This is a genomic window from Peptidiphaga gingivicola (genome assembly GCF_001652275.1).
Lineage (GTDB): Bacteria > Actinomycetota > Actinomycetes > Actinomycetales > Actinomycetaceae > Peptidiphaga > Peptidiphaga gingivicola.
Genome location: NZ_LVZK01000003.1, coordinates 334,734 through 348,294 on the forward strand (window position 1 = coordinate 334,734; position 13,561 = coordinate 348,294).

Here is a 13,561-nt window from a genome sequence, read left to right on the forward strand (position 1 = left end):
GCCCGAGATTCCAGTACACTTCTGTATCGTATTCGATTTACAAATGAATTGAGATTGCGGGATCGCCTATGTCTTCTTCGCTCTACCGGCTCGGGAACTTCTGCGCCGCCCACGCCAAACGCGTTCTGGCCGCATGGCTGTTCCTCATTGCGTTTCTCGGCGTCGTCGTGGCGCAGACGGGAATCAACCTCTCCAGCAGCTACAAGATCGACGGATTGGAGTCGATCGAGGGCGTCGACGTTCTGTCCGAGCGCCTGCCCCAGGCTTCCGGCGTGAGCGAATCCGTCCTTTTTTCTTCCGACGATTCAATCAAGTCCCACAAGGAGACGATCAAAGCCTTCGTGGACGAGGCGAAGAAGATCGGCGGCGTCACGAACGTCTCCGACCCCTTCGCCGCCGCGACCGGCAGCGTTTCCTCCGACGGGAAGCACGCGTTGGCGGCCGTTCAGACGGACAAGAGCGCCGGGGACGCCAAGGGCGACGTCGGGCCAAAGGCCGCGGCCATTTCGGCGAAGCTCAATTCGCTCGTCGCACAGGCGCGCGCCGCGGACGCCTCCTTGACCGTCCAACGCAGCGGGGCCGTCGGGCACAAAACGGAGATCGCCCTGTCGGCAACGGAGATCGTCGGCGTGCTCATCGCCGCGATCGTCCTTTTTGTCACTTTCGGCTCCCTGCTCGCAGCAGGATCGCCGATCGTCTCGGCGATCATCGGGGTGGGGACCGGGCTGCTCGGAATCGTCGTCGCTGCATCCTTCGTGGAGGTCAGCTCCGTCACACCGGTGCTCGCCGTCATGATTGGACTGGCCGTCGGCATCGACTACGCGCTGTTCATCATGTCGCGGGCACGCGAGTATCTGGCCGAAGGAATCGATCCCAGGTCGGCGGCGAGCCGGGCGACGGCCACCGCGGGATCGGCCGTGGTCTTCGCGGGAGGGACCGTCATCGTCGCGCTGTGCGGCCTCTCTGTCACGGGTCTGCATTTCCTGGCGGTCATGGGGGCGGCCTCAGCCGCGGTGGTCGCGGTGGCCGTCCTCGTCGCGGTGACCGCCGTTCCCGCGCTTCTCGGGCTTTTGGGCCACCGACTCTCGCCGAAGCCTCGCAAGGAACGGCGCAGCGGCAGGATTGCCCGCGCGTGGGTGCGTGCCGTCACCCGGCGTCCGGCCGCAACCGTCGCCGTCGTCTTGGGGACTCTGGGAGTCGCGGCGGTTCCCGCGTTGGATCTGGCCACCGCTCTGCCCGACAGCGGGCAGGCGGCCCGGGGAACCGTCGAAAGAGACACATACGATGCGGTGGCCAAGGCCTACGGCGAGGGCTACAACGCGCCGATCGCGGTGCTCGCCGACATCGTGCAGAGCCAGGATCCCATCGGTCTGGTCAAGACCTTGAGCGAGAAGATCGGCAAGCTCGACGGCGTGGAGCGAGTCGCCCTCGCCACGCCCAACCGGGACGGTTCGCTCGCCTTCGTCCAGATCATCCCGACGGGGGGCCAGACGAGCAAGGCCACAGCCGACCTCGTCAAAGAGATCAGAGGCCTGGCGCCCTCCTGGGAAAAGCAGTACGGGATCTCCAACGTCATGGTGACGGGCAAGACGGCGGTCGCCATCGACATTTCGGACAAACTCGGCCAGGCCCTTCTTCCTTTCGGGATCGTCGTCGTGGGACTGTCGCTCGCCATCCTCCTGGTCGTCTTCCGTTCGATCGCTGTGCCGCTGACGGCGACCCTCGGGTTCCTTCTGTCCCTGGCCGCGGGCATGGGGGCCGTCGGAGCCGTCTACGGCTACGGGTGGCTCGCGGACGCCCTCAACGTCACGAAAACCGGTCCCGTCATATCCTTCATGCCAATCCTGGTCATCGGCATCCTCTTCGGGCTCGCGATGGACTATCAGGTGTTCCTCGTCTCGCGAATGCGCGAGGAGTGGATCCGCACGGGCGACGCCGGCCGCGCCACCCGAGAGGGCTTCGTGGGATCGGCGAAAGTGGTGACGGCCGCGGCTGTCATCATGACGGGGGTATTCGCGGCGTTCATCCCGCACGGCTCCGTCGAGATCAAGCCGATCGCCATCGCCCTGACGGCGGGGATAGCCGCCGACGCGTTCCTCGTCCGAATGACCTTCATTCCCGCGATCATGGCTCTTTTGGGCAGGAAGGCGTGGTGGATTCCGCGCTGGCTGGACGCCGCCCTTCCCGCGGTCGACGTCGAAGGCGACGGGCTCGCCCGCTCCCTCGAACACGAAGCGTGGGTCGCCGACCACGGCGAGAGCGCCGTGCGCCTCGAAGGCCTCACCATTCTGGACGGCGACGAGCCGCTCGTCGACTCCTTCAGCCTCGCCGCGGGGCCCGGCCAGTTGGCCGTCGTCAGGGGCGAGGACGCCGTGGCGCGGCGGGCTCTTTCCGCCGTCGTCGAGGGAAGGCTGCTGCCGGACGCGGGAATCGCGGTTATCGGCTCCCACACGCTGCCCGACGGGCGCTCGCAAGTCCAGGGCATGACCACCGCCCTGCGCAGCTGGGACGGTCCGGTCTCGGCCAGAGCCTCGGTCGTGGTGGTCGACGATCCTGGCAAACGCCGCTGGGAGCGCGTCCGCCAACTGCTCGACCAGGGGCGGACCGTCCTGGCAACGGGGCCGGCGTCCATGACTGTCCCTCCCGATCTTTGCGTTTCCGCGCAAGCTACGATCTTCCCTCCGTCAAACCGCGTGGACGCCTCTCCGTCTAACCGCGTCGGCGCTGCGATCCGATAAGGAGAAAACCGTGAAAAAAGCACGCTCCCTGTTCTTCAGCCTCGTCCTCATCCTCCCGGCGGTTATCGGCCTCCTCGCCTTAGCGAGCACGTCCTCGACCGTCGACGGCGACAATCCTGCCAAGGCCGCCGTCGTCAACCTCGACGAGCCCGCCAAACTCAGCTCGGGCAAAACCCTGCCGGCGGGACGCCAGATGATCGCGAGCCTCACGAAGGACGCGGCGTCGAAATCCTCCCATGCGCGCCGCATCGCCTGGGACGTCGTCAGCCTGGAGACCGCGCGGGACGGCCTGAAAAGTGGAAAATACGAAGCCGTGGTCACGATACCCAAGGACTTCTCGCGGCAGGCCGCGGCGGTTCTTGAGAAAGGGCGCACGGGCGTCCCCCGGGTCTCGATCGAGTCGTCGGGCAGCAACCCGGTGACGAAAAGGATTTCGACGGCGGTCACGGAAGCCGCGGCGAAGGACTTGGGCACGAGCCTGACGGTCGCCTACATCGACGGGAGTCTCAAGGCAACCAACGCGATGAAATCCGGCATAGACAAGGCGGCCGACAGCGCGAAAAAGCTCGCCGACGGGCAGCACAACGCCGCCCAAGGCAGCCAGGAGCTCGCCGACGGCACGGGAAAGCTCGCCTCCGGCCTCCACACTCTCCAGGGAGGAGCCGGCGAATTGTCGTCGGGCGCCTCAAACCTCGCCGGAGGCGTTTCGACCTACACCTCGAAGGTCGACCAGGCCGCCGCGGGCGCCCAACAGCTGTCGGCCGGCTCTCAGACCCTGAGCGCGAACGTCTCTCGGTACACGGCCGGCGTGAACCAGATGTACGCCGCAATCGCCGGGAACGGCCCGCGGAGCCTCGTCGGCGGCGCGGCGCAGGTCTCTGGCGGGCTCCAGAGGCTCAATTCCTTCGTGCAAAACGTCGATCTGTCCTCGCTGACGCAGATCGAAGGAAATTTGACTCAGCTTTCCTCGACGATGGGCTCCGTTTCGTCAGGGGCCGATCGAACGGTCGCCCTCATCAGGGCGTGCGGCGCCGGGAACGCGCAGGCGTGCGCCGCAGCCGAGCAGGCCACGCTCCAGGTCAAGCAGGCTGCCGCTTCCGTCTCCTCGCGCATCGGGACGGGAGGCTCCGGCTCCCTCGGAATGATTCGGCAACTCAACGGGCTCAAGGCTTCGGTCAGCCAGCTCGCGCAGGGGGCGCAGTCGGTTTCACAGGGCCTCGACCAAGTCGCGGGGGCGATGGGCACGAACCTGGCCGGCGCCAACGGGAACAGCCTCGTCGCGGGCGCGAACCAGGTCGCCGAGGGGAACAAGAATCTGGCCGGAGGCCTGGCGGCCCTCTCGGGCAATTCTTCGACTTTGAACCAGGGAGCGGGCAAAGTCGCCGAGGGCGCGTCTGCCGTCAACAAGAACGCCGCCACGGCAGCCGGAGGAGCCGATCAGCTCGGCCAAGGCGCCGCCCGGCTCAGCAGCGGCGCCCAGCAATTGAACAATGGGGCGAATTCTCTGCACAGCGGCCTGAGCGACGCATACTCGCGCATCCCCGCCGATCCGAACCCCGCGGCTCACGCCCGCGCGCTTTCCAGCCCCGTCGGCGTCGCCTCGTCCGGCGGCGACGTTTCGACGACCGCCTCGCTCGCCCCAGGGGCGATCGCCGCGGCCCTGTGGATCGGGTCGCTCATGTCCGTGCTCGCCCTGGGCAAGATGAAGCGGGACCGCATATTCGAGGCGGCCACGCCGCTCCGGCTGGCATGGGAGTCGCTGAAGCCGTCCCTGATCATGTCTCTGGGCCAATGCGTCGCGACGGCTGCGGCTATGTGGGCGTGGGACGTCGACGTCGCCGACAAACCAGGGGCGTTCGCCATGATGCTGTTCGCGTCGGTCACCTTCACGATCGTCAATGACGCGCTTATGGCCGTCTTCGCCCGCCGCGGCGGGGTCACCGCCTCATTGACCCTTTTGGCGGTGCAAATCCTCAGCCTCGACATCGTCCTCCCCTCCGCGAGCCACACCGGGTTCTTCGGCGCGGTCAATGGATCGACGCCTCTGCCGAGGGCGGCTTCGGCCCTTCATGGGCTGATCACGGGCGGACCCTCATCCCCCTCGGCGGCGGCGGTCATCCTCGGCGCGTGGGCCGCAGTGGCTTTCGGACTCTCGATTGTGGGCGTCAAGAGGAGGAGGGCCACGTCGGTGAACGCCATCAGAAGGGAGCTGGCGCAGGCCGCGGCCGTGTGAAGCGAACTCGGGCGGGCGTCTGCCGCCCGCTTGAACGCCTAACCCCGCTTTGGCACCCAGGCCCGTTTGAGCGCCTTGTCCGCGCCGAGCGCGACGGCGAAGGCCATGAGGCCGTTTGGCTCATACGGGCAGGAGAACAGGCCGCAGTCGATTGCCTTGTCCGTGAGGAAGGTATCAGATTCGGCGGCGGCTCGCGGATTCTTGAGGTCCCAAGCGAGGAGCGCAGCCATGAGCTCGGCCGAGGCAGCGGCGGGCAAAGGCGCCATCCCCAGGCGTCGAAGGCCGCCGTAGGCCGCCCGCAAAGGCCGCGAGACAAGGACGGAGCGGGTCGTCGACAGCGGGCCGACGTTGTAGGAGACCGTCCGGCCCGCTTCGCGTTCGACGGTTGCCCGCCATCTGCCGATCCGCTTCGCGGCGGCGTAATTGGGGCCTTGAACCGCGATGTATCCGGGATAGACGCCGTCGACGCGCGAGGGGCCGAGGCCCCGTGCCTTCGCGTAGGCCGCCAGCGCCGAGGCGGCCGGGCCCCGTCCAAAATGCGCCTTCGGAGGCTCCGACAGCACGTAGGCGTCCGTGGGGCTTCCATACCAGGCGAGCGCGGTGTCGGGGCGGGCACGCGTGACAAGGCTCTCGACGACGTCGGCGCCGGCCTCCGCCAAGAGGAACTTCGCCCCGGGGGCGTACAGGGTGTCGACTATCGCGATGCGCCCGTCCAGAGCGGCGATCCATCCCGCGACGGCCTCCGGTGCGCGGACGACGTCAAGCGGGGCGGGAGGAAGAATGAGGGTTCCCGCCCCGGACTTCGCCGCGTCGATGAGCGCGGAGTTCTTCTCCTGGCCCGCGCGGACGGGCGCGGCGACGTCGGCGCCCCACGCCAGAAGCGAAGGCGCAGGAGAAAGCGCGGCGGACGCCCCCAGGCACGCGAACGTCCATCCCTCGAGGTCAAGGATCCCCGGATCGTCGATGACCTCGGCCAGAGCGTCATACGCGCCGCGACGTATGAATCCGCGGCGGTGCCAGGCATCCAGCAAGGCCAGGAGACTCCGCCCCCTGTAATCGCGTCCGTTGAGCTCCAGGGACAGCTCGCGTCGAGGCTCTCGGCTCCCGCTCACCTTCCAAGGGCCGCCGCGGACTTCGACGGCGCGGGCCTCGCCTATTCTGCGCCCGTCGGCGAAATGCAGGCCCTTCGTCAGCCAGGCGAGGCCGGCTCGGGCCGCCTCGCTCCCGCGAGAAGGGGCGTCGACCCTGCTGAGGTCCGTCATCGCGGCGCGATAGCCTTCGCGCCACGGCTCGGCGCTTTTTACCCTCTCGGCCAGGCGCGGGTCGGCGGTGGCCGCAGCCAGCGCCATTCCCCGAGCGAGGACGCTCGAACTTGTGCGCCCGTTTTGCCGAGGCAGAACGATCCGGCCGGACGGGCGATCGCCCCCCTTGCTGTACCGTTCCAGGCCGGCGCCGCCGTATGACAAATGGACGAGGTCGCGGCCGCTTTTTCCATCGAGAACGGCGAAATCGCGGGAATCGGAGGAGGCGCGGGAATCGGAGGAGGCGCGCCCCATGTCGATCAGCTCCAGGCGCGCGGGGAGGAGCGCGGGCGCGCGGAACTTCGCTTGGCCCCAGCACCGCGCCGTCCCGTCTAGGCCCAGCCGGTCCATCGCCCACGCCTCGACCGCGGCTCCGTGGAGAATCGCACGACGGAAGCCGAAAACCCTCGCCGCAGCGCTCGACATGTGGATAGGGTTGACGTCGCCCGTGTACCGCGCCCACAGTCGGGAATCCGCCACGGTGAATTCCCGCTCCGCGACGGCGGGCCGATTGCCGACGTCGAGGCGGCCCAAAGAGTTGACTCCGCGTCGGCGCCTCAGGTCGAAGCCTCCGAAAGGCAGCCGTTCGCCCCACTCGCGCGGCTCTCCCGTGAGTTTTTTCGCGATGTAGAGGGTCTCTTCGGCATAGACGAGCCCGCCGTCGTCGAAGACTGCCCCTCGAACCGTCACCTCGGTGCCCCGCTCGCTGCGGCGGATCGAAGCGACGGTGGCACCGACCTCCACCTTGCCGCCGAGGAGAATCGGCGCCGCAAGCGTCCACAACGATTCGGCCACGACGAGCCCAGCCATGGGAACGGGAATTTCAGGCGCGCTGAGCGCCTTGACCGACGGCGCGAAACACAGCGCGCGCAGCTGGCTCGGCGTGGCGTAGGCGCTTTCGCCTCGCATTCCTTCGCGACCGCTTCGCAATCCTTCGAGCTCGTCTTGCGCATTCTCGGCTTCGTCCACGCCGGATTTCAAGAAATCCTCAAGGCTTTCGGGCGCCTTGTCAGGCAAATATGCGGCTCCGGCCTCTCCCGCGATCTCTTCTCGTTCGGGGAAATCGACTCGACTCACCGATTTTCTCACGGACGTCGCCATCAATCGTGCAAAACGAGTAACGTGCGTCAGTTCAACCATTGCTCGAATCCCTTTCGCTGCATTGACAACGCAACCCTATCGTTTTCCCACGCGGCGCGGAATGAAAATCACCGAAATAGTCGACATAACCAAAAATCCGAGTGCCTGCCGCGCATGAAAGAAGGCCCGCCGAGGCGAGCCTTCTTCCTAAGTTCTTCCGCGTCAGTCCTCCGACAGCAGACCGTCCTTGTAAGCCCGGGCGAGCCTACGGGGAATGCGCACCTCACGGCCCCGCACGCGGACGGACTGAAGCTCGGTGAGCTCAGCCTTCCACTGGGAACGGCGAGAGCGAGTGTTGCTGCGGGACATCTTGCGCTTGGGAACTGCCATGTGCACCGCTCCTCTCTCTTAATGGCCGCCTCGTGCGGCACGTGGTCTGTCGCGAGCGGGCGGTGTGCCCAACACGCACGAATGGATATGTTACTCCACGAAGCGCAGCCGACGCCATCTGGCCAAAGGCTTCTCCAGCCTCCACGAGGAGGATTTGCTCACATCCGCGCCCTCCAGCGGCGAAACGCCGCCCGAGCGAGCTTATACGGCCAGACCCCGCGGCGCGAACGGAAAACGGGCGCGGTCGCCGCCCGCTGCGGCAGGCAGCGCCCGCAGCGGCTTCAAGGCTGACCATCCTTCAGGGCGGACAATGGAACCGTGAGCGATTTCCTCCTTACTCCGTCCGCACGGCTCTCTCATGAGATCGAGGTGAAGAAATCCCGTTTTCTCACCCTCGTCGCCAGGGTCTCCACGCCCGCCGAAGCCCGCGAGGTCGTGAACGAGAGGAAAGCCGCCATGCCCGATGCCCGCCACCACTGCGCCGCCTTCGTCGTCTCGGCCGGCGACGCCCAGCCGGTCTCCCATTCTTCGGACGACGGCGAACCCTCGGGAACGGCCGGGCGTCCGATGCTCGACGTGCTCGCCGGTTCGAGACTAGTCGACGTCGTAGCAGTCGTCACGCGATATTTCGGCGGAACCCTGCTCGGCACGGGCGGCTTGGTGCGCGCCTACTCCGATTCCGTGCGCGAATGCCTCGAAGGCGCGCCCGTCGTCGTCCGCGATCGCGTGCCCGCGTGGTCCGCGGCCCTCCCCCACGCCGACGCCGGCCGCTACCTCTCCGAGCTGGCCGGAATCGGCGCGAGCGTCGAACCCGAGTACGAGGCGGTCGGGGTCCGCGTCGTCGTCGCCCACCCCGACGCCGACGCCGTCGCCAGCCTTTTCGCCCGGCTGTCCTCGGGAAGCATCCGGCCCAAACCGGAGGGGACGAGGACCATCGAGGCTCCAGCGGGCGCGATCCGGAACGGCTCGGCGAAACGCTGAGGGAAACGGCTGAGCGAAAGGCTGGCCCGCCGAGAGACGATGGCCCGCGCCGCGCCGAGAGACGGACGTCCCGCCGCGCAAGCCGATCGCCAAGGGGAGCTCAACCGCATACAGACGCGGATCCGCTGGACCGAGACAAACGCCGCACTGCGGCGAATCGACTGGACATTGCGCCCTCGGTGTGAAAAAGTAACGCGAGTAAACGACATGACGGAAAGGACGAGGCCATGGTCTTCACCATCGCTCCCACCTCGGTTCCGTGCATGTGCTGTATGTGTCTATAGGGCGTCGAGCTTTATAGGTGCGCGGACGCGCACGCTCTCGGCGCTCACGACGGTTTGTGGGCGGCTACGGCCCACGCACACTGCGCTCCCGACGAAACAGCGCATTTTTCATCCATTCACGTCGAACCCAAGGAAAAACATGTCGAAAATCTACTCCAACGCAACGGAACTCGTTGGCCGCACGCCCCTCGTCCGCATCAACAGGCTCGCCGACGGCGCCGATGCGACCGTCCTCGCGAAGCTCGAGTTCTACAATCCCGCGAATTCGGTGAAGGACCGCATCGCGGTCGCCATCATCGACGCCGCAGTCGCCGCGGGCAAGCTCCCCGAGGGAGGGACGATCGTCGAGGGAACCTCCGGCAACACGGGAATCGGTCTCGCCTGGGTTGGAGCGGCCCGCGGATACAAGGTCATTCTCACGATGCCCTCCTCGATGTCCAAAGAGCGGCGCGCGCTGCTGCGCGCCTTCGGGGCGGAGCTCGTTCTGACCGAGCCCGCGCTGGGAATGCGCGGGGCCGTCGACAAAGCGAAGGAGATCGTAGCCTCGACGGACGGCGCCATTCTCGCCTCGCAGTTCGCGAACGAGGCGAACCCCGCCGTCCACGAGAAAACGACCGGCGAAGAGATCTGGGAAGACACCGACGGCAAAGTCGACTACCTCGTCTCCGGCATCGGCACGGGAGGCACAATCACGGGCGCCGGCCGCGCGCTGCGCCGCCACAACCCGCAGATCAAGCTCATCGCCGTCGAACCCGCCGAATCCCCGCTCCTTTCGGGCGGCAAGGCCGGCCCCCACAAGATCCAAGGGCTCGGAGCGAACTTCGTTCCCGACGTCCTCGACACCGACCTTTACGACGAGGTTGTCACGGTCTCCTCCGACGAGGCCATCGCGCAGGCGCGGCGGGCCGCCACCGACGAGGGCCTGCTCGTGGGCATTTCCTCCGGCGCGGCCCTCGCCGCCGCCGTCGAGATCGCCAAGCGGCCCGAGGCCGCGGGCAAGACGATCGTCGTTATCATCCCTGACTTCGGTGAGCGCTATGTTTCGACGGCGCTCTTCGAGGGCTTGGTCGATTGACGAACAACGTGGGCGGCGCTGAGGCGCCGCCCACGCCCTCACAGGAGACCGTCCGCCTGCAAACGCGGGCCCTCACAAGAAAGGACCAGCTCGATGCGCCTGCCCCGCTTCCTCCAAACCGCCCGCGAAGACATTCAGGCCGTCCGCGAACACGACCCCGCCGCGAAATCGAACGTCGAGGTGGTGCTCTCCTACCCTGGAATTCACGCGATTTGGGGCCACCGCCTCGCCCACGCCATGTGGAAGAAATCGCCAAAGCTCCGCGTGCCGGCCCGGCTCGTCTCGCAGGCGGTGCGCGCATTGACCGGGATCGAAATTCACCCCGGCGCTACCATCGGGCGGCGCTTTTTCATCGACCACGGAATGGGCGTCGTCATCGGCGAAACTGCCGAGGTGGGAGACGACTGTATGCTCTACCACGGCGTGACCCTGGGCGGGACGGCACTCGTGGACAAGAAGCGGCACCCGACGTTGGGCGACGGCGTCGTCATCGGCGCCGGGGCCAAAATACTGGGTCCGGTGACCGTGGGCAACGGCTCCCACGTCGGAGCCAATGCCGTTGTCATCAAAGACGTGCCGGACGATTCGACGGCCGTCGGCGTTCCCGCCACGTCCCGCAGCAGAAAGCGGGAAGACGCCTTCTACATCGATCCGGCGATCTGGATCTGAGGACCGCCGGCGCTCTTTGAAACCCGTCAGCGCTCCGAGGACTCGTACTGCGCTACGAGGTCGATGCGCCGCTGATGCCGTTCGTCTCCGCTGAAGGGCGTGCCGATGAACAGCTCGACGAACGAAAGCGCCTCCTCGTGGCCGTGCTGGCGCGCGCCTATCGCGACGACGTTCGCGTCGTTGTGCTCCCGCCCGAGCCTCGCGGTCTCAAGGTTCCACGCGAGGGCCGCCCGCACTCCCCTGACCTTGTTCGCCGCTATCTGCTCGCCGTTTCCAGAGCCTCCGATGACGATCCCCAGGCTGCCGGGGTCGGCCACCACGGCCTCGCCGCAGGCGATGCACATGGGCGGGTAATCGTCCATCGGATCATATGAATGGGCGCCGTGGTCGATCACCTCGTGGCCCCCCTCGCGGAGCTTGCCCGCAATGTATTCTTTCAGTTCGAACCCCGCATGGTCCGTTGCAATGTGTATCCGCATGCAAACATGATACCGGTCACTGATAAGCCGAGAATACGCGCCCGCTGTTCAGCCGGTCCGCGCCGGCTCCACCGAAGCCCGGCAGACGCGGACAATACGCGCCCGCGGGCCAACAGCTAGGATTGGGGCCAGCAGCTAGGATTGCCCCATGGCATACAGTGAGCGAACACCGATATTTGACGGCAACGATCCGAAGACGCGAGTTCAAGACGACCTCTTTCGCGCCGTCAACGGCGGATGGATGGAAACGACCGAGATTCCCGAAGACCTTCCGTGGATTGGCAGCTTCGTCGAACTGGTCCTTCAAGCGGAAAAGCACGTGAGGGAGATCATCGAGGACCTCGCGAAGTCTGAAGAAACCGACGCGCATCCGGGCACGCACGCCCAGCGCGACGGCGCCGTTCAGACGAATGAAAATGCCAAGCAAAGCGGCGAAACGCACAAAGACGCACACAAAATCGGGGCCTTCTTCTCCTCGTGGATGAACGTCGACGCTCTGAATGCCAAGGGAACCGCTCCTTTGCGGGCCGACCTCGCCCCGGTCGAGGCCGCAACGGACCGCGAGGGCCTCGCGCACGTCGTCGGCGAACTCCGGGCCGCGGGAGTGCCGACCTTCTTCAACTGGGACATCGACGCCGATCTGGCGGACCCCGACAGATACGTCGCCTTCTTCGAACAATCCGGCCTCGGCCTTCCCGACGAGGCGTACTACCGCGAGGAACAGCATGCCGAAACCTTGGCCAAGTACTCGGATTTCGTGCCGAAGCTCCTAGCCCTCGGCTACGGCCTGAGCGAGGAGGCGGCGCGAGCCCAGGCCGACGTCGTCCTTCGCTTGGAAACCGCGATCGCCTCCGCCCACATGAACGTCGTCGACGCGCGCGACGCCGACAAACTCAACAATCCGTTCGTCTGGGCCGATTTCGTCGATTCCGCGCCTGGATTCGCCTGGAACGCCGCGTTGGCGGGCGCCAAGATGCCGTTGGACGGCTCCTCCGACGTGATCGTCATGCAGCCGCACGCTTTGCGCGAAGCCGCGCGCCTGTGGGCAGAAACCCCGCTTGCCGACCTCAAGGCTTACACGCGCTGGTGTATTTTGCGCTCGCGGGCGAGCCTGCTCACCGAGGAGATCGACCGCGCGAACTTCGACTTCTACGGCAGAGTGCTGCGCGGAACCGCCCAGCAGCGCGAGCGGTGGAAGCGCGGGGTCGCCGTCGTCGAGGACGCGCTCGGCGAGGCCCTGGGAAGAGAGTACGTCGCCCGGCATTTCCCTCCCGAACACAAGGAAAAGATGCTCCAGCTGGTCGGCGACCTGCTGGAGGCCTACCGCCGATCGATCTCTGCCCTCGATTGGATGGGCGAAGAAACCAAGGTCCGCGCGCTGGAGAAGGTCTCCTCGTTCGTCGCCAAGATCGGATACCCGGACAAGTGGCGGGATTACTCGGGCCTCGCCGTCGGCGACGATCTCGTGGAGAACGTGCGCGCCTCCGAGCGATTCAACACGGCCTTCGAATTCGCCAAACTCGGCAAACTCGGCAAGCCGATGGACCGTTCCGAATGGCGCATGACTCCGCAGACTGTCAACGCCTACTACTACCCTGTGTGGAACGAGATCGTCTTCCCAGCCGCCATCCTCCAATTTCCCTTCTTCGACCCCGAACGCGACGCGGCCCTCAACTACGGCGCGATCGGAGCGGTCATCGGCCACGAGATCGGCCACGGATTCGACGACCAGGGTTCAAAATTCGACGCCGACGGGCGGATGAGCAATTGGTGGACCGACGCCGACCGCGCCGCCTTCGAAGAACGCACCGGCGCGCTCGTCGCCCAATACGACGCCTACATCCCGGCCGAGCTCGGCCCCGACGGGCCGCACGTCAACGGCCACCTGACCCTGGGCGAAAACATCGGCGACCTCGGCGGCCTGTCCATCGCCCTCAAAGCCTACGAAATCGCCCTCGAACGCGAAGGAAAAACCCTCGACGACGCCGAGGTCCTCGACGGACACACGGCCGCCCAGCGCTTCTTCCTCTCCTACGCCCGGTCCTGGCGGGAGAAAATGAGGCGAGAGTTCCTCGAAACGACCGTGGCGACAGACGAGCATCCGCCGAGCGAGTTTCGCGCCAACGGGGTGGTTAAGAACATCGACGCCTTCGCCGAAGCCTTCGGCCTCCAACCCGGCGACGCCCTCTACCTGCCGCCCGAGGAGCGCGTGCGCATCTGGTAAGCGCTGCAACCCGGCCCAGGCGGCGGACGCTGCGCCCCACCTTGACGGCAGACGCCGTGCGCGTGACAACTTAGCGGAACACTGCGCATGACAATTAGTGGAAAACA

The 13,561-nt window shown here is 66.5% G+C and carries 9 protein-coding genes; 6 read left to right on the forward strand and 3 right to left on the reverse strand.

The features are described 5' to 3' along the window. Positions 1-68: 68 nt before the first annotated feature. Together A4H34_RS10030 and A4H34_RS10035 are read left to right on the forward strand one after the other, a co-directional pair. Entirely contained in the window at positions 69-2,738 is a 2,670-nt protein-coding gene (locus tag A4H34_RS10030) for an MMPL family transporter (protein ID WP_064231999.1), read from the forward strand. Between the two features lie 10 nt (positions 2,739-2,748). Beyond that, the gene (locus A4H34_RS10035; RefSeq protein WP_064232000.1) at positions 2,749-4,971 is read left to right on the forward strand and encodes a YhgE/Pip domain-containing protein; all 2,223 of its coding nucleotides are present in this window, start codon (positions 2,749-2,751) and stop codon (positions 4,969-4,971) included. A gap of 38 nt (positions 4,972-5,009) precedes the next feature. Here the strand turns inward: A4H34_RS10035 and A4H34_RS10040 are convergent, their stop codons facing one another. Together A4H34_RS10040 and rpmF are read right to left on the reverse strand one after the other, a co-directional pair. After that, a complete protein-coding gene (locus A4H34_RS10040; protein ID WP_082903202.1) occupies positions 5,010-7,412 on the reverse strand; it encodes a MaoC family dehydratase in 2,403 nt (800 codons plus the stop codon). Between the two features lie 162 nt (positions 7,413-7,574). Further along, entirely contained in the window at positions 7,575-7,742 is a 168-nt protein-coding gene (gene rpmF / locus A4H34_RS10045; RefSeq protein WP_009199956.1) for a 50S ribosomal protein L32, read from the reverse strand. Positions 7,743-8,060: 318 nt separating this feature from the next. Between rpmF and A4H34_RS10050 the strand changes: the two genes are divergently transcribed. The 3 genes from A4H34_RS10050 to epsC all read left to right on the forward strand — a co-directional run bounded on the left by A4H34_RS10050 (position 8,061) and on the right by epsC (position 10,751). Further along, positions 8,061-8,723: an IMPACT family protein gene (locus tag A4H34_RS10050; RefSeq protein WP_064232002.1), complete on the forward strand. Its 663-nt coding sequence runs from the start codon at positions 8,061-8,063 to the stop codon at positions 8,721-8,723. Between the two features lie 423 nt (positions 8,724-9,146). Next, positions 9,147-10,082: a cysteine synthase A gene (gene cysK / locus A4H34_RS10055; protein WP_009199958.1), complete on the forward strand. Its 936-nt coding sequence runs from the start codon at positions 9,147-9,149 to the stop codon at positions 10,080-10,082. A 93-nt stretch (positions 10,083-10,175) separates the two neighbouring features. Then, the gene (epsC, locus tag A4H34_RS10060; protein ID WP_009199959.1) at positions 10,176-10,751 is read left to right on the forward strand and encodes a serine O-acetyltransferase EpsC; all 576 of its coding nucleotides are present in this window, start codon (positions 10,176-10,178) and stop codon (positions 10,749-10,751) included. Positions 10,752-10,777: 26 nt separating this feature from the next. Here the strand turns inward: epsC and A4H34_RS10065 are convergent, their stop codons facing one another. Further along, complete coding sequence (locus tag A4H34_RS10065; RefSeq protein ID WP_009199960.1) at positions 10,778-11,230, reverse strand: ribose-5-phosphate isomerase; 453 nt, start codon at positions 11,228-11,230, stop codon at positions 10,778-10,780. Between the two features lie 148 nt (positions 11,231-11,378). Here A4H34_RS10065 and A4H34_RS10070 point away from each other — a divergent pair, with 148 nt between their 5' ends. Further along, entirely contained in the window at positions 11,379-13,454 is a 2,076-nt protein-coding gene (locus A4H34_RS10070; protein ID WP_064232003.1) for a M13 family metallopeptidase, read from the forward strand. The last annotated feature ends 107 nt before the right edge of the window (positions 13,455-13,561 follow it).